Here is a 16378-nt window from a genome sequence, read left to right on the forward strand (position 1 = left end):
AAAAATGGCGGAGTCGGATGTATTTGCGTATGAACAAAGCCTGAAGGTCTTCAGAGACAATAAGGCAACTTTTGACTATGCCTTGGAACAAGCCAAGAAGGAAGGAAGACAAGAAGGAAGACAAGAAGGAAGACAAGAAGGAAGGGAAGAAGGAAGACAAGAAGGTAGGGAAGAAGGCCAAAAAGCGGCACAACGGGCAATAGCACAAAAAATGCTTGCACAAGGATTAGACGTATCAATGATACGAGACATTACAGGTTTATCTATATCTGAGATTCAACCACTGGACTGAGCAACTTCTCCCATTTTATATATTGGGCTCGACCAGATAAGCACATCAAGGTATGTACCCATCGTCTTGACACTCAAATATTACCACTCCTATACACCATAACGGATATTAATTTTCAGACATTTGTACTTCATGCTGCTTACACAAGAATCACTCCTATTAATGATATTACTAATGTCTAATAAAAAAATACACCTGTCAAAAAAAAATATTTTGCCTATTGCATTCTTATTTACAATTGTTGTATTATACCAGAGCTAAACAAATTTAAACCAAAACAGCCATGTTCATCATTCACAACCTAAATACAAACCATTCCTCATCAGCGAGTCGGAGCGAGATTCGTATGGGGCGTATAAATGTACGGGGCAATGATCAAAAATATGGCTATAAGGGCTTACACACGCACAGATTAAGAAAGGATTAACCATATCAATCTGTCACCATGTGCAAGCCCACTCCAAAAGAGTCGGGCTTTTTTGTTGCTCCATTTGCAAACCGGATACGACATGCGCGACATCCACGTAACACCCATGCCTCCATACATGGGTTGTAAATACGATTTATTGAAACAATTTATTGAATCCTATTTAATTTTCGGAAGGATATATTTTCGATCCTGACAGGTATTTTATTGCCTATCAAATTCGATTTATCCCGACCTTCCGAAAGAAAAGTCGGGTTTTTTTATTCACTAAACCGCAACCTTTAACTCTTGTGTGCTATGCGATTTAATCAAACCACGCGCCACCAAACTAAGGTCTTGAACCATGAGGGAGCGGTGGCCACCCAATTACATCCGAAGATGGAATTGTATGCAGCAGTTGTTACCTCGCTGCTCAATGACAGCTTTTACGAAAAGGGAACAATCCGACTTGAGCGCCTGAAAGAACTCGTCGCCTTAAACGATCCGGTATTTGTGGCCCAATTAGCGGTCTATGCCCGCGAAAAAATGTATCTCCGTACCACGCCATTGGTTCTGTCGGTAGAATTGGCGAAAGCACATAATGGCGACGACTTGGTAAGAAAATTAGTGTCGCGGGTGGTACAACGGGCAGACGAAATCAAGGAATTATTGGCCCACTACGCGATTGCCAACCAGCGGAATGGTGTAAAAAAGCTGAATCGGCTTTCTAAGCAAGTGCAAAAAGGATTAGCCGCCTCGTTTAACCGCTTTGATGGCCACCAGTTTGCTAAATACAACCGTAAAACGGACGTTACGCTGAAAGATGCCCTGTTTTTGGTTCACCCGAAAGCAAAATCCGACCAACAACAATTGCTCTTTGACAAGATTATCCGAGACGAATTGGAAACGCCTTATACATGGGAGACCGAGCTTTCCCGTGTTGGGCAAATGGACTTCGAGACGGAAAAACAGAAAAAGGTGGCGGTTTCTGCAACATGGGAGGCATTGGTATTGAGCCGGCGACTGGGGTATCTGGCACTCTTACGAAACCTCCGTAATATCCTTCAAACAGAACCCTCTACTAGCGTTCTAAAAGAAGTTTGCCGACAAATTAACGATCCGAAAGCTATCGAAAAAAGTAAGGTATTTCCTTTCCAATATCTGGCTGCTTATCGCGAGTTAGACGAGCCAGACCAAGTGGTTACGGAACCGAGACGGTCCATTTTGGGGTGGGTGCTTGGCGAAGTTTCTGCTCGTCCGAAGCAACAAGAGTCCGTTTCCATCATTCGAGAGGCGTTGGAGCAGGCTGTGCTGACCTCGACCGAGAACTTGGCGGGATTTGATGTCGAAACCAGAATCTGTGTAGCCTGCGATGTCTCGGGTTCTATGTTCCAGCCTGTTTCTCGCAATAGCAAAGTAACGCTTTTTGATGTGGGATTGATGTTGGGTATGTTACTTAAAAGCCGTTGCAAAACCGTTTTAACAGGCATTTTTGGGGATACTTGGAAGATGGTCTCACTGCCTAACAAGGATGTTTTGGAAAGTGTAAGCTACCTAAAACAACGCGAAGGAGAAGTGGGATATGCCACGAATGGGCATAGGGTCTTGCAGGACTTGTACCGTCAACGAAGAATTCTCGACAAGGTGATGATCTTCACCGATTGTCAGATGTGGAACTCGGTTGAACATGCTTCGGATGCGTTTACACGAGCATGGAAGCAGTACAAAGAGGTGGCTTCTGATGCCAAACTCTACCTATTTGACCTTGCAGGATATGGGCAATTGCCGCTATCCCAAGCCACGGAAGACGTTTTTTTGATTGCCGGTTGGTCCGAGAAAATCTTTGAAGTCTTGGAACGTCTCGATAATCCGGAAAAGACACTTTCGATGATCGAAGAAATTGAACTGTAATTTGTCAACTAAAGTTTTAAGGAGGATTCCGGGCGCGGGTGTGGCCCAAAGGTTGCACCTCACCGGAAAATCGCTAGATTTTCACCCTTTTAAACGGAGAAAAACATGAACACACAACGCATGACCATACACCGTGGGCTTTCCGAATTAAAATTGTTGGATGTCCGCATCACCAAAACCATCCAAAACTTAAAACCTGCGGAAGTACGTCAGAAAGACAAACTCATCGGAGGTCGGACGCCAGAGGCAGAGTTTGTACAAGAGGCAAAGTCTAAGTTTCAGGCGATTCAAGACCTTATCGTCCGCAAAAACAAAATTAAATGCGCGATTGTGGAAGCGAACAGCAAAACCATGGTGGAAGTGGCAGGTCGGAAGATGACCATCGCCGATGCCATCAACTACAAAAGGCTGGTGGAGTACCAAAAAAGCCTGATCGAAGCCATCCAAAACGGACACCGACGAGCAGTGGCAGAACTCAACACCCGAAACACACAGGTGGAGCAAAACCTCCAACACATTTTAGAAACCACCTTCGGAAAGGACAACGTTAAAGTTGGAAAAGACGACATCGAGTCCATCCGCAAACCGTTCCTCGAAGCCAATGCCTACCATTTGGTAGATCCGTTGGAGGCCGAGAAAACCATCGAGCGACTCGAAAAAGAAGTGGGCGAATTTGAAGCTGAGGTAGATGCCATCCTCTCGGAAGCAAACGCTGTCACCTATATCGAGATCACGGTCTAACGAAATTGGGGGTGGTTTGCCCATCCCCAACTTCGGGTCGGCGGCACGAAATCCGCGAATAACACCATATTGCGCAAAGAGTTTGTAAGACTTTTTCCGCTCCATACCTGGATGACTTCGGGGTAGCTGGTTCGATTCCGGCCTCGGCGGCCCAAGGCCAGGCCAATGCCGAGTAGCTCATCGGTAGAGCACGAAGAGGGTATTTTCTGAAAAGCCCAAAGTTCAAGGATGAAAGTAGAGAGTTTAACGTCTAAAATTCTTTTGTATAAAGCTAAAAGTACAAACCACAAAGGTTCTACAAACCCGGTGGTACGTTTAGTGGGCGGGGTGTCGCCCCGTGGATTGCGACCGGCTGTGCCGTCGGCCCGTTTTTTTACCGCAATGGCGCAATGGTAGCGTATCAGGCCCATATCCTGATGGTTGTAGGTTCAAATCCTGCTTGCGGTACACCTCTCGAACGGAGATTTTTATTCCGGAAAGAAAATCTCCGTCGGAAAACCACAGTAGTATAAATAAGGCCATACACCGGATAAGTTCGTAGAAAGACACAGGTTCGACTCCTGTTTGTGGGTCTATGCAATCTCGGAAAATCATTCTTGGCTTCAACCAAAGGAGTTGTTTCCGTATTGTTCCCCAAAAGCCACAGAAGCGCAATCGGGAAGCGCATCGGAATACGAATCCGGAGGATGCAGGTTCGAGTCCTGCCTGTGGTTCTAACAAAGTGCCGTAAATACGGGTTGCTTCGAAGACTGCTAATCTTTGTGAAACCACGCCTGTATTGCTTGTTGCCTTTGTTTTTGTAAGTCGAGAAGCGCACCATCGGATGTTCATGGCGTGCCGTTTAAGCGGGCTCCTTCCTTTGGGATGATTGTCCTGCTTTGCTTATTGCCGTCCTGATTTTTCGACTTTCATACCATAGTGGCGCAAATGGTGGCGCAACGGACTTTTAATCCGTGGGTTGCAGGTTCGAGCCCTGCCTGTGGTACCAGCAAAGTGCCGTAAATGTGGGTTACTTCGATGCCTGTCACGCACCAATACCCCCACATTGTCTGTCGCCTTTGCTTCTTTTACTCGGATCAATCCGATTTTCACCATAATCCATACGAAAATGCAACGTAGCCTTGATACCACCGGCTCTCCCGCCGGAAAACCCCGTCAATTATTGATTATCATGCAAAAACCCATACTAAACCATGAATGCCCCAAAGAAATATCGGGCAAAGTACAATACACGGGGGCGCGCCCGTCGCCAGAAAGTGGCTAACCAGCGCCTTGCCCGCCTTGCCCGACAACAATCTGATTGCGAAATAGATAAAGCCTTTCTCCGTAATCCATCACTTTTGGATGCAACGCTATTACGACAATTAGCACAAGGAAAAGCAAAATTTTTCGATTATCATCATCCCTTGGCCGATTTACGCCCGCTCGGTTTGAATCGGCGTGTATGGAAAAAAGCCGTCCAACTCCTAAAAGTGATGATGGAAAAAAAGGTGAAAGCACTTATTACGCCAGCCTATATTGTGGCGCTTTGTAGGGCGGCACAACTTCCTATGATCCGTAAACCAGAAGACTGGAAACCCAAGGAAAAAGGTGCTTGGAAGTTGTTTAAGTCGTTGTTGGATCATCTTTTTGTACGATATAAAATACCGGAATCTTTCTACCACCTGCTTTATTTTGAACAAGAAGTGGCGTTAGAGGTGGTTTTAGCACTCTTCGAGACGGCTGCAAGCGGAAAAAGCGTGGCCAAACTGGGCCTCAAAGGAATCTGTGGAGCGAAACTAACCCGCCACATGAGCCATCAGTTGCTGAATTTGCAATTTTCTAATCTTTGTGAAGCCATCCGATTTGTACAAATTACTGGCCAAGGTGGATCGTGTGCTTTGGCTTCCGCCTTCACAAAAAACCGGTGTGTCCGTAAGCAAATGGTTTATGAGCATGCTTATGCTCGTGCTTTAGGCTACTTTGCACGACAAACCACCCATGAGGTGGAACAGTTGGAAAAGATTTTGTTGTGGTTGTTAGAACGTTTTCCCGAAGGAAACCTACCGGATCTTAGCCGCCGCACCATTGCATCCCTTCAGCGGGAAATGGATCAATTCCGCCATGACGAACGGTTGGCGAAACGTGCTACCGTAGCCGCTTATACACCATCAGGAATTCAAGGGGGAACGATCTGTGCTTTTGGTGAGGAAAATATTATTCTTGCGCAATACGAGTTCCTTGAAATGAGTGGTGATCATCAGCTCTTGGCCGAAGGCCGTGCCATGCACCATTGTGTGTTTACCTATCGGGATGAAGTGCTAAGCGGCAAGACCTCTATCTGGGGCTTACGCAAAAACGGCTATCGTTTGGCCACTATCGAGGTGCAAAACAACTCCCGAAGCATCGTACAAGTACGCAAGAAGTGTAATAATCTTGCAGATAAAATGACGCAAAACATTATCCGACAATGGGCAAAAAAAGCGGAATTGACCATTCCTGAAGGTATTTTTTAAACATCAAGAAAATGGGGCCTTCTACAGAATAGAAAGCCCCATTTATGTTTTCATCTTATTTTTGATCTTTCGTGTGCAAGTGGGAGGGTTAGAGGAGGAGCAAATTAGGTTCTTCGAGATATTGCTTCACCTCCGAAAGGAAAGCTGCCCCAACAGCGCCATCCACTACCCGATGATCGCACGAGAGACTCAAGGCCATGCGCTTACCCGGAACGATGGCACTGTCTTTAACAACAGGTACATCGCGGATGGTTCCGATTGCCAGAATAGCCGCATTGGGCGGATTGATAATGGCCGTAAACCGCTCAATGCCAAACATCCCTAAATTGCTTGTCGTAAACGTAGAGCCTTCCCAATCGGCAGGTTCGAGGGTACGGGCGCGGGCGCGTCCGGCAAGTTCTTGCGTTTCGGCGGCAATCTGAGACAAACCTTTTTGGTCTGCATTTCGGATTACTGGCGTGACCAAGCCCTCATCTACAGCCACCGCAATGGCCACATGTACATGATCATATAGCCTAATTTCACCCTCAGACTCCAAGTATGATGCATTGACCATTGGATGATTGCGCAAAGCAACCGCACAGGCTTTTGTAACCAAATCGTTGAAGGAAATTTTGGACAACTTCCGCGACTCGGCTAGTTTGTTCATCTCGCTACGGAATGCAATGGCACGTTCCATGTCTGCTTCCACTTGTAAATAGAAATGTGGTGCTGTGAACTTGCTTTCGGCCAATCGGCGTGCGATAGTACGGCGCATCGGCGTAATTTTAAGCGACTTGTGCCCGCCTCCAATAGCCATAGTAGGCTTGGGTGCAGGTGTGGGCGCAACGGGTGTGGGCTTGGGCGCAGAAACAGAAGCCGGAATAGGAGCAGGAACCACAACGGGTATTGCTACTGGCTCAACATTTTCGACATCCCGCTTCACAATACGGCCTTCGGGACCACTTCCGGCAATGCCTGAAAGCGATACCCCCTTTTCCTCTGCCATTTTCCTGGCCAAAGGAGAAGCCTTGATCCGGCCATCCTCTCCCACCACAGGTCCTGGAACCAATACAGGAGGCGCACTTTCTACTGGCATTGCAACTTCAGGAGAAGCCCCTTCGGCTTTTCCATACTTCGCTAAAATCGCCGAAAAGTCTTCGTTTTCTTTTCCAAGAATGGCAATAAGCCCACCGATAGGCACAGATTCGCCCTCGCCAATCAGCCGTTTAAGTAAAACACCATCATCATAGACTTCGAGGTCCATGGTTGCTTTGTCTGTCTCTACCTGTGCCACGACATCGCCAGACTTCACTTTCGCGCCTTCATCCACCAACCATGCCACTAGGAGTCCTTCCTCCATGGTGTCGCTCATTTTAGGCATTTCAACCGCAATAGCCATAAGATTAATTTTTTGGGGTTAGCAATTTTGTAAAAAGCAAGGGATTAACCTCAGTTGGCGTACATCACGGCTTTACAAGCCTTCACGATCTCGTCCACCGTAGGAACCCAAAGTTCGATCAGGTTTTTCGCATAGGGAGCCGGAACGTCCTTATTCGTCACCCGTAAGACAGGCGCGTCTAAATGATCGAAGGCTTCGGCCTGAATGCGATAGGCCACTTCTGAGGCGATAGATGCCAGCGGATTACTTTCGTCCACAACCACACACCGATTTGTTTTACGGATGGACTGTAAGACCGCCGGGATATCCATCGGACGAATAGTGCGAAGGTCAATCACCTCGGCCTCATATCCTATTTTGGCAAGTTCCTCGGCGGCGGCCATCACCGTCCAATAGACTTTATTCCAAGTCACAATCGTAACATGTTTACCTTCGCGACCCACACGGGCCTTCCCAATAGGAATCAGGTATTCTGGGTGGTCAGAAACCTCTCCCTTCATGCCATACATCACTTCCGATTCCATAAATAGCACAGGATCTTCATCCCGAATTGCAGACTTTAGAAGCCCTTTAGCATCGTCCGGGTTAGAGATTGACACCACTTTTAGTCCGGGGACATTGGCATAAAAGAATTCAAAGGAATTGGAGTGCGTAGCGCCCAATTGTCCAGCCGAGCCGTTTGGCCCTCGAAAAACGATGGGAATGCTATACTGTCCGCCGGACATATACCGAATCCGAGCGGCATTAGACAATATCTGATCAGCTGCGACCATGCTAAAGTTCCAGGTCATGAATTCGATGATTGGACGTAAGCCCATCATGGCCGCGCCCACGCCCAGGCCCGAGAACCCTGTCTCCGAAATGGGGGAGTCTATTACCCGTTTGGCACCAAAATGGTCCAACATACCTTGGCTTACCTTGTAAGCACCATTATATTCTGCCACTTCCTCCCCAATGAGAAACACGTTTGGATCGCGTTCCATTTCTTCCCACATCGCCGCACGAAGGGCTTCCCTTAATTGTAATACTGCCATAATACGTTTCGTTTGAAGTTTTTTAGCGTTTCGGAAGTCCCAAATCAGCAGATGAATGGGTAATCTTGTTGTACATAAACATCTTCCCACATGGTTTCGACGGGTGGGAAGGGGCTGTTTTCGGCAAAGTTCACGCTTTCCAATGCAATTTGGTTGATTTCCTCGTCCCACCTATCAATTTCTTCTGGTGTGGCCAAGCCCTTGTTTTCGAGGTATAATTTCAGGCGGATGATCGGGTCTTGGTTCTGACGATTTTCCATCTCCTCTTTGGTTCGGTATTTCTGCGGATCCGACATGGAGTGCCCCCGATAGCGGTAGGTTCGAATTTCCACAAAGCTGGGTTCTCCTTTCCTTGCCCATTCTACATGTTGTTTGAGTTGCTTATACACTTGCAACACATCCATTCCATTGATCAGACCACAGTGCATGCCATACGCTTCACCACGTTTGTAGAGTTCGAGCGTAGCAGAAGAGCGATCTACGGCGGTTCCCATGCCATAGATATTGTTTTCCACGATAAACACCACGGGCAGGTCATATAATCCCGCCAAATTAGCGGCCTCATGCACCGCACCTTGTTGTGCAGCCCCATCGCCCATAAAGGCGAGACACACATTGTCGGTTCCCTTGTACTTGAGGCCAAAAGCAATACCAGCGCCTAATGGAATTTGTCCCCCTACGATACCGTGACCACCACACATGCCATTTTTCTTGTCAAAAAAGTGCATAGATCCTCCTTTTCCACGAGAATAACCATCAATACGTCCAAAAAGCTCGGCCATGCAGCCATCGGGCGTCATCCCCAACGCCAATCCGAGGCCATGATCTCGATAAGCCGTAATAACTTGGTCTTCACCTATGCGCAATACATGCCGGACGGCTGCCGAGATGGCTTCTTGGCCATTATAGAGGTGGAGGAATCCTCCAATACGCTGGCGGCCATATGCCTGGGCTGCACGCTCCTCGAATCGCCGCTGTAGCATCATGTTACGGTACATATCCCGCACGGCCTCATCGCTCAGTCCTAATTCACGATGGTCATTGTCCTCTATCGGAGCAAGGTCTATCAAATGGTCAATGCTGTCGTATGCGGACGCCGGAGCAGCACCATTGGTTTGGCCTGCTACCGTGTGGCCAGTTTCTTGATTTTTCTTTGCCATGAATCCGGGTTTTAATTGTAAATGGTCTAAATCAGGATAATATACACCAGATACCCCATTCCCCGAAACCTACTGCTTAAAAAAACCGACCTTTAAGCGTCTTAGGCACCATGCGGAACCGCTTCCAAGCGATGGCTTCACGGATCTTTCAGTTTTTTTCGATACAAGGGTTCCGCTTTTGAACAAGATAGCGTAACTTAATCCGATCAAATAACCTCGGATTAATCCGTTTAAGTCTATGATGAACTACATCTGGGCGGGCCTCATTATTCTGAGCCTGCTTTTTGCGTTGGGAAAAGATTTCTCTGACCTCCAGCAAGACCGATACCGGAATGGGCAATCTCTGCCTGTCACCCTTTCTTTCCCGAATGGTTTCCAGAAGCAAGAGACCCAGCAGCCTGTACAAATATCGGTTCAGGCTTCCACGTATAGCCGTTTTTATGGCGTAACGCAAAAAGAAGCCCTGCGCTACGAAGGGAGGCTGCGGATAACACCCAATGGCCAAGAGCTGAGTTTTGCAGAAGGTGCCACGTTGCCAGAACCGCTCGCTACCATCCAAAAGACAACCAATAAAAAAGGAAAAGACCTCTTGGCGTTTGTTGGCACACTTAACATAAAAGGTGACTCTGTGGCATATAGTTCAGTTCGATTTCAACCGGTTCGCTTTATAAAACTTCAGGCCATAACAGCCGCTGCACTGGAATTTGCAGATACCGCTGTCACCTTGGCCCTCAGCCTTATTGGGGTCATGGCCCTTTGGTTGGGCTTAATGCAAATTGCTGGAAAGGTAGGACTTATCGAGGGCTTGGTTAAATTGGTAGGGCCAATCTTCAGACCTCTTTTCCCTGGTGTTCCCAAAGACCATCCAGCAATGGGGATGATCATCCTGAACATGGCCGCCAATATGCTAGGACTTGGAAATGCTGCTACACCGATGGGGATTAAAGCCATGCACGAACTTCAAAAACTTAATCCTTCGGAGGACACAGCAACCAACGATATGGTGATGTTCTTAGCCCTCAATACTTCGAGCGTACAGGTGGTTCCACCTGCTACATTGGTGGCCTTGATGGGCCTGGCGGTAAACGAATTGTTCTTTACCATTTTATTTGCCACGTTCTTTTCAACACTGTTTGGCATATTGGCGGCAAAAACACTTAGTAAAATGCCCAAACACCGTAAAACCGATCCGGGGGTTCGTTCTGAACCAATGACCGCCTAAGCCATCCGTTTCACGCCAACCCAATTAACCAGTTTTACCATGCGCGACGCGTTAGACTTAATCGCCTTATTTGTTCTTCCCACCTTAATTGTGGGCATCCCACTTTATGGACTGTTTAAAAAAGTTCCGGTTTATGAAGAGTTTGTAACGGGCGCCAAAGAAGGCTTTAATATCGCCGTAACCATCATTCCTTACTTGGTGGCCATTTTGTTTGCCATTGGAATGTTCCGGGCCTCTGGTGCCATGGAAGCCCTTACCGAGGGCCTACGGCCTATCCTGGGGGCAATAGGATATCCGGTAGAAGTATTGCCGATGGCCATCATTCGACCCCTTTCTGGCTCTGGATCTACGGCCGTTCTTGCCGATATGATCAAGGAATATGGTTCAGATTCTATTTTTGTTAAGATGGCTGCAACGATGTTTGGGGCAACCGAAACCACCTTTTATGTAATAGCGGTTTACTTTGGGGCGGTTAGCATCAAAAAAACGCGCCATGCCATCCCTGCGGGACTGATCGCCGATCTTGCCGGGATGATTGCGGCCATTATCATTGTACGTTGGTTTTTTGGGTAAGGTCCTAAATCCCAATACAACGCGAGGCTTTGGAAGGCAATCTACCAACCAAAGCCTTTTTTATGATGTTCGGATTTTCAGTTTTCAGGTAAATCGGTGATTAAAATCCCTATTGCGCCAATCAACCAAACCACTATCCGATTCACCGTTGTATCTTTCCAACACATACAGGCGCTCCTAAGCAGTTGCCTCCTTATCCACCTTATTTTATTGCTAAATTTTTTATATATGAAACACTTAGTAAAAAAAGCACTTCATTATATAGGTATCGAAATCAGAAAAGTACAAGCTGGACAGATAGATGAAGTCGGTACTGATCGCCGGCCGATTGGTCATATCCACCTTTTCTTGGAAGACATTGCCCACCGAGGATTTGCTCCCAAAGGCATTTTGGATATAGGAGCGAACCGAGGTGAATGGACCGAAATGGCCAAACGCATTTTTCCGGAAGCGGCGGTGATTATGGTAGAACCCCAAGAAGAGATGCGCAGGCTTTTACAAAAAGTGACCTCTCGTTTGGATCGGGTGGAATGGATTCAGGCCGGAGCCGGGGCCTCGAAAGGAGAAATGATCCAAACCATTTGGAAAGACTTGAATGGTTCTTCTTTCGTCCCAAAACCCGGAGACGTTCAGCCCGAATACCGCGAACAACGGGCCTCCCCCATCGTTACCATAGACGGGCTGCTCTCGGAACGCCCACACTTTGCACCAGATATGGTAAAGATGGACATTCAAGGCTTTGAATTGGAAGCCCTTAAAGGCGCTCATACTATTTTTGGTAAAACGGAACTGTTCATCCTGGAAACTTCGCTCTTCCGTTTTTTAGGAGAAAACCAGCCTATAACCCATGATGTCATTGCCTTTATGCACGAAAGAGGGTACGAACTGTATGACATTACCGAGTTCTTACGACGTCCCATAGATGGCGCATTGGGGCAGGTGGATCTGGCCTTTGCCCATAAGGAAGGGTTTTTAAGGCGCATAAAAAAATGGAACTGATTTTTTCCTTACCTCACTATATGGTTTTTTAATCATGAATATATCGAATATTTAACCTCATAAATGTCACGGTCTTTTTTTTCCCGAATAAGCATTATCGGTACTGGTTTGATAGGCGCTTCGTTTGCAAAAGCATTGCGCGAACGGTATCCATACCCACTCCACATTACGGGTTATGACACCCCAGCGGTAGTTCAAGAAGCCTTTTCTTTGGGTCTTATTGACATTCCCGCATCTACCTTAAAAGAAGCTGTCAAAGATGCAGAATTGGTGTACGTGGCAGTTCCCATCCGTAGCATTCTGGAAATCCTTTCTGATATTGCACCCTTTTTATCCCCTGGCACCCTGGTCACAGATGCAGGGTCGGTAAAATCGCCTGTGATGCAACACGCCCAAGAGGTGCTTAAGCCAGAGAATCCATTTATTGGAGGACACCCCATGGCGGGTGCAGAACATTCGGGACCGAAACACGCCGATGCGTTTTTGTTTGAAAATGCAACCTATGTCCTTTGTCCCCCCGACAAAACCTCCACAGCGGCTTTTGAGACCACTTTTTCTACCCTTATTTCCTTGATTTCGGCAACAGGTGCCCGGATTTTGGTACTGGATGCATCGCGGCACGACCATATTGCTGCCACCGTAAGCCACGTACCGCAACTACTTGCCGTTACATTAATGAATCTGGCAGCCGATAAGAATTTACAAGATGACGCCTTTTTGAAATTGGCGGCTGGGGGTTTCCGTGATATGACCCGGATCGCCTCTTCGGCATTCCCCATGTGGCGCGAAATCTTACATACCAACGCCACCGAAATCCAATCCGTTTTATTGGAGATGCAATTACGCCTCGCCACGCTCACCGATGTGTTGCAAAATAAAGAGCTAGGTTCGATACAGCAAGCCTTTGAGCAAGCAAGGGAAGTGCGAAATACCATCCCTAAAAACACCAAAGGCTTCCTCCATCCTCTTTCCGATGTATATGTTTTTGCACAAGATGTGCCTGGTTTTTTGTATCACCTAACCAAAACCATCTATGATGCCGGACTAAACATCAAAGACATGGAATTATTGAAGATACGTGAAGGGACGGGGGGCGCATTCCGGCTTGCTTTCGACAATGCACGGGAAGCCGACCAAGCGGTTAGCGCTCTCACCATAGCAGGGTATGTGGCCTATCGCCTCTAAGCGCTATGTCCTTATCATCCATACCAAGGCCGCACCACATTATTCATGCCGCTATCAAACCGAATTGATGTATTTTCGACCTCCCATTATTCATTATCCTTCATGAAAAGACATCTTTTTCTCCTCATCGGACAATCTAACATGGCCGGATTTGGCCCACTGCAACAAGTAAAGCCCATTCGCGATCCACGGATTGAGGTTTTTCGAAATGGGACTTTTATAGAGGCCACCGAGCCGCTCCATCAAGACCATAACCGAAATGGCATTGGTCTGGGGATGAGTTTTGCAAAAGTACTCGCAGATCATTGGGTTACAGACCGTATTGGACTGATTCCTTGTGCGGTTTCCGGAACGGCCATTAGACGCTGGGCGCCGGGAGCAGACCTGTACCAACGTGCCCTTCGGAAAACCCAACAAGCCTTGCCATTTGGCACGCTCCGGGGGGTGCTGTGGTTACAAGGAGAGGCCGATGCCGCCACCAAAAAGACCACCCAAAATCATTCCCTACTCTTCGAAAAAATGGTTCATCACCTGCGGGGCGATCTGGGCGATGCGCATCTCCCTTTTTTATCCGGTGGCTTAGGGGATTTTTTGGCCCACTTCCCCCCCTGCCGACGATTTGACCTCATTAACCAACAATACCAACATGCCGCCCTAACGGATTATGCCTTTGTCCCTTCTGTTGGCCTCAAGCATATGGGCGATGGCGTGCATTTTGATTCGCCTTCTCTACGCACGCTGGGCGAACGTTTTGCACAATCCTATTTACAGCTTACCCTGGCAACTTAAACCACGAACTCAACGGGTTACACAGGATTCTAACAGAACAAAATTCCTGAAAACCTTCCGGCAGCCGCTTTCTATTGTTATCTTGTGAAACCCCAAACACCAAACCCATAGGCCATGCACACATTCACGGCAGAATTGATCCGACCGGAAGATCCTGGAACATGGACCTTTATCGTGATGCCCTTTAGTGTGGAAGAAACGTATGGTGTTCGGTCTCAATTTAAAGTTAGGGGTATCATAGATGAGGTGGAGTTTGCAGGGACCCTCATGCCACGCGGCGATGGAACCCATTTTCTTGTCATTAAACAGGCTTTACGCGAAAAAATTGGCAAAGAAAAAGGTGACTTTGTGCAAGTGGAGTTAGAACCAGATTCGGGTCTTCGCGAGGTAACAATTCCGGCTGATCTGGACCTTGCCCTTAAACTAAAGCCTGAAGCACTGACACGGTTCAATACCTTGGCCTACAGCCACAAAAAGGAATATATTGATTGGATCGAAGGTGCAAAACGTGCATCTACACGGCAAAATAGAATTATTAAAACCCTTGAAAAAATTGAACTTGGCGAACGATTAAAGTGATTCCTTACGCGCTCCGCACCAAAATACGAACGACAAGCCTCTCGGTTTGCCTTGTGGCTGGGCTTCTTTTCTCGTTAGGAGTGGCTTTCCTGCCTGCCCCTCGGCCCTACGTCATGGTCTTAGGCATTGCCCAAGATGCGGGTTATCCACAAGCGGGTTGTGAAAAGCAATGTTGCAAACCCTTCTGGCAAGGAAAGGCCACACGGAAATTGGTGACATCCCTAGCATTGGTGGATCCTGCTTTTGGAAAAGCCTATTTATTTGATGCAACACCCGATTTTCCAGCACAACTACAGCGACTACGAACCCAACTACAAAAAAGTGAACCGTGGTTACCTGATGGTATTTTTTTGACCCATGCCCACATTGGGCACTACACCGGACTCATGCATCTGGGCCGTGAAGTAATGGGCGCAAAGGAGATTCCTGTTTTTGCAATGCCTAAAATGAAGGTTTTTCTTGCCGCAAATGGCCCTTGGCAACAATTGATTGCCCTGCAAAACATCCGACTAAATCCCCTCAAACAAGATACGGCCACCGTTCTTCGCCTTGGTTTACAGGTACGCCCCATCCTCGTGCCGCACCGAGATGAGTATAGCGAGACCGTTGGTTTCAGCATTGAGCATGGAGACCGTAAACTGTTGTTTATTCCAGATATAGACAAATGGGAAAAATGGGAGCGCTCCTTATCTACAGAACTGAAGGAGGTTCAAACAGCACTTTTAGATGGAACCTTTTTCCGGAATGGAGAACTGCCCAACCGAGATATGAGCGAGGTACCACACCCCTTTGTCGCTCAAACGATGACCTTGCTAAAAAACGCCTCGACTCGGGAACGTAAAAAAGTGGTTTTTATCCATTTTAATCACACCAACCCCTTGCTACGTGATGCTCAAGCACGAAAAGAAGTCATTCGCGCAGGTTTTGGGGTTGCCGAAGAATTACAACTTTTCTCCCTTTAGGAATCTTTCTACTTTAACCATACTCAATAGTTTGGCACCTTTTGATGAACAAGGACATAGCTTTTGTATGAATAAAACTTGTATGAACATTACCACCCCCTATCGTTTTTGAAAACATCCTAAATCTAATAAAAACAAATAACTAAATTAAAAAAGATTACTGGGGTATCTAAAGTAACGTGAGGTTGAGGCCAACGGGAGTAGAAAAACAGCATTTTTGACGCAATGGGAGGGTTTTTTATGAAGCCGTAATGTACGGCGCACCATTTCAGACCCCTTTAAGGCTTTGATTGATTTGTTGGAAGCCGGATTTAGCGTAATAGGCAAACAATGTTGTTGTAATCATGTTTAGTAACTTTGTACTAAATCATCTACTTTAATATATAGATTTACCAGAAAACTTTCTTTATCTTTAGGACTTTCGCTTGCGAAAAAAATTGCATAGTTTAGCGTGATAATAACGAAGAAAGACTACATAGAGTACTTATTAAGTACGCCGTACAATTATACATGTACGAATATGGCGGAGCATAAAGATCAAGTAAGTCATGATGTTGTCAGTGATTTTTTGCGTCAGTCGAAGTTTACCCCGACCGAACTATGGAATGTAGTAAGCAGTCACATCCAAGATGATGAGAACTCTGTGATC

15 protein-coding genes and 3 tRNA genes are annotated in these 16378 nt (G+C 46.9%); 14 read left to right on the top strand and 4 right to left on the bottom strand.

Features of this window, described 5'->3' with window-relative positions:
- The 3 genes from JNN12_09805 to JNN12_09815 all read left to right on the top strand — a co-directional run.
- Positions 1-292: hypothetical protein (locus JNN12_09805; GenBank protein MBL7978626.1), on the top strand; the 292-nt coding region annotated here is incomplete at its 5' end.
- A 724-nt stretch (positions 293-1016) separates the two neighbouring features.
- Positions 1017-2609 (top strand): TROVE domain-containing protein, encoded by a 1593-nt coding sequence (locus tag JNN12_09810; protein MBL7978627.1) that lies wholly within the window; start codon positions 1017-1019, stop codon positions 2607-2609.
- A 105-nt stretch (positions 2610-2714) separates the two neighbouring features.
- Positions 2715-3350 carry a hypothetical protein gene (locus tag JNN12_09815; GenBank protein ID MBL7978628.1) on the top strand — a complete coding sequence of 212 codons (636 nt, stop codon included), beginning with the start codon at positions 2715-2717 and terminating at the stop codon, positions 3348-3350.
- Here the strand turns inward: JNN12_09815 and JNN12_09820 are convergent.
- A complete protein-coding gene (locus tag JNN12_09820) occupies positions 3347-3760 on the bottom strand; it encodes a hypothetical protein (GenBank protein ID MBL7978629.1) in 414 nt (137 codons plus the stop codon). The two genes, JNN12_09815 and JNN12_09820, sit on opposite strands and share 4 nt — an antisense overlap.
- Between JNN12_09820 and JNN12_09825 the strand changes: the two genes are divergently transcribed.
- The 4 genes from JNN12_09825 to JNN12_09840 all read left to right on the top strand — a co-directional run bounded on the left by JNN12_09825 (position 3726) and on the right by JNN12_09840 (position 5845).
- Positions 3726-3797, top strand: a tRNA-Met gene (locus tag JNN12_09825). The genes JNN12_09820 and JNN12_09825 overlap by 35 nt on opposite strands.
- A 192-nt stretch (positions 3798-3989) precedes the next feature.
- Positions 3990-4063, top strand: a tRNA-Arg gene (locus tag JNN12_09830).
- Between the two features lie 199 nt (positions 4064-4262).
- Positions 4263-4338 (top strand) — tRNA-Lys (locus JNN12_09835).
- A gap of 205 nt (positions 4339-4543) precedes the next feature.
- Positions 4544-5845, top strand: coding sequence for a PcfJ domain-containing protein (locus JNN12_09840; GenBank protein MBL7978630.1), 1302 nt, complete (start codon positions 4544-4546; stop codon positions 5843-5845).
- A gap of 88 nt (positions 5846-5933) precedes the next feature.
- Here JNN12_09840 and JNN12_09845 read toward each other — a convergent pair whose 3' ends face one another.
- Genes JNN12_09845 through pdhA form a run of 3 tightly spaced genes read right to left on the bottom strand, consistent with a single transcriptional unit; the run spans position 5934 to position 9420 of the window.
- Positions 5934-7226 (bottom strand): 2-oxo acid dehydrogenase subunit E2, encoded by a 1293-nt coding sequence (locus JNN12_09845; protein ID MBL7978631.1) that lies wholly within the window; start codon positions 7224-7226, stop codon positions 5934-5936.
- A 50-nt stretch (positions 7227-7276) separates the two neighbouring features.
- Positions 7277-8260: a pyruvate dehydrogenase complex E1 component subunit beta gene (locus tag JNN12_09850; GenBank protein ID MBL7978632.1), complete on the bottom strand. Its 984-nt coding sequence runs from the start codon at positions 8258-8260 to the stop codon at positions 7277-7279.
- A 44-nt stretch (positions 8261-8304) separates the two neighbouring features.
- On the bottom strand, positions 8305-9420 hold the full coding sequence (gene pdhA, locus JNN12_09855; protein ID MBL7978633.1) for a pyruvate dehydrogenase (acetyl-transferring) E1 component subunit alpha: 1116 nt from the start codon (positions 9418-9420) through the stop codon (positions 8305-8307).
- 238 nt (positions 9421-9658) lie between these two features.
- On the opposite strand from pdhA, the gene JNN12_09860 reads away from it, so the two are divergent.
- The 7 genes from JNN12_09860 to JNN12_09890 all read left to right on the top strand — a co-directional run bounded on the left by JNN12_09860 (position 9659) and on the right by JNN12_09890 (position 15729).
- Positions 9659-10642: a nucleoside recognition protein gene (locus JNN12_09860; GenBank protein MBL7978634.1), complete on the top strand. Its 984-nt coding sequence runs from the start codon at positions 9659-9661 to the stop codon at positions 10640-10642.
- Positions 10643-10681: 39 nt separating this feature from the next.
- Positions 10682-11215, top strand: coding sequence for a spore maturation protein (locus JNN12_09865; GenBank protein MBL7978635.1), 534 nt, complete (start codon positions 10682-10684; stop codon positions 11213-11215).
- Positions 11216-11443: 228 nt separating this feature from the next.
- Positions 11444-12214, top strand: coding sequence for an FkbM family methyltransferase (locus JNN12_09870; GenBank protein ID MBL7978636.1), 771 nt, complete (start codon positions 11444-11446; stop codon positions 12212-12214).
- A 63-nt stretch (positions 12215-12277) separates the two neighbouring features.
- Positions 12278-13399, top strand: a complete 1122-nt coding sequence (locus JNN12_09875; GenBank protein ID MBL7978637.1) for a prephenate dehydrogenase — start codon at positions 12278-12280, stop codon at positions 13397-13399.
- A gap of 102 nt (positions 13400-13501) precedes the next feature.
- Positions 13502-14188, top strand: a complete 687-nt coding sequence (locus tag JNN12_09880; protein MBL7978638.1) for a sialate O-acetylesterase — start codon at positions 13502-13504, stop codon at positions 14186-14188.
- Positions 14189-14302: 114 nt separating this feature from the next.
- Positions 14303-14767, top strand: coding sequence for a DUF1905 domain-containing protein (locus JNN12_09885; protein ID MBL7978639.1), 465 nt, complete (start codon positions 14303-14305; stop codon positions 14765-14767).
- Positions 14764-15729 (top strand): MBL fold metallo-hydrolase, encoded by a 966-nt coding sequence (locus tag JNN12_09890; GenBank protein MBL7978640.1) that lies wholly within the window; start codon positions 14764-14766, stop codon positions 15727-15729. Before JNN12_09885 ends, JNN12_09890 begins: the two co-directional genes overlap by 4 nt.
- Positions 15730-16378 lie beyond the last annotated feature (649 nt).

Source organism: Bacteroidetes Order II. bacterium (assembly GCA_016788705.1).
Taxonomy (GTDB): Bacteria; Bacteroidota; Rhodothermia; order Rhodothermales; family UBA2364; genus UBA2364.

Excerpts from the sequence above, each read along its gene's own strand:
- JNN12_09865 (MBL7978635.1), top strand. The coding sequence starts at position 10,682 with ATGCGCGACGCGTTAGACTTAATCGCCTTATTTGTTCTTCCCACCTTA.
- JNN12_09875 (MBL7978637.1), top strand. The coding sequence starts at position 12,278 with ATGTCACGGTCTTTTTTTTCCCGAATAAGCATTATCGGTACTGGTTTG.
- pdhA (MBL7978633.1), bottom strand. The coding sequence starts at position 9,420 with ATGGCAAAGAAAAATCAAGAAACTGGCCACACGGTAGCAGGCCAAACC.
- JNN12_09885 (MBL7978639.1), top strand. The coding sequence starts at position 14,303 with ATGCACACATTCACGGCAGAATTGATCCGACCGGAAGATCCTGGAACA.
- JNN12_09815 (MBL7978628.1), top strand. The coding sequence starts at position 2,715 with ATGAACACACAACGCATGACCATACACCGTGGGCTTTCCGAATTAAAA.
- JNN12_09860 (MBL7978634.1), top strand. The coding sequence starts at position 9,659 with ATGATGAACTACATCTGGGCGGGCCTCATTATTCTGAGCCTGCTTTTT.
- JNN12_09870 (MBL7978636.1), top strand. The coding sequence starts at position 11,444 with ATGAAACACTTAGTAAAAAAAGCACTTCATTATATAGGTATCGAAATC.
- JNN12_09820 (MBL7978629.1), bottom strand. The coding sequence starts at position 3,760 with ATGGGCCTGATACGCTACCATTGCGCCATTGCGGTAAAAAAACGGGCC.
- JNN12_09810 (MBL7978627.1), top strand. The coding sequence starts at position 1,017 with ATGCGATTTAATCAAACCACGCGCCACCAAACTAAGGTCTTGAACCAT.
- JNN12_09840 (MBL7978630.1), top strand. The coding sequence starts at position 4,544 with ATGAATGCCCCAAAGAAATATCGGGCAAAGTACAATACACGGGGGCGC.
- JNN12_09850 (MBL7978632.1), bottom strand. The coding sequence starts at position 8,260 with ATGGCAGTATTACAATTAAGGGAAGCCCTTCGTGCGGCGATGTGGGAA.
- JNN12_09845 (MBL7978631.1), bottom strand. The coding sequence starts at position 7,226 with ATGGCTATTGCGGTTGAAATGCCTAAAATGAGCGACACCATGGAGGAA.
- JNN12_09880 (MBL7978638.1), top strand. The coding sequence starts at position 13,502 with ATGAAAAGACATCTTTTTCTCCTCATCGGACAATCTAACATGGCCGGA.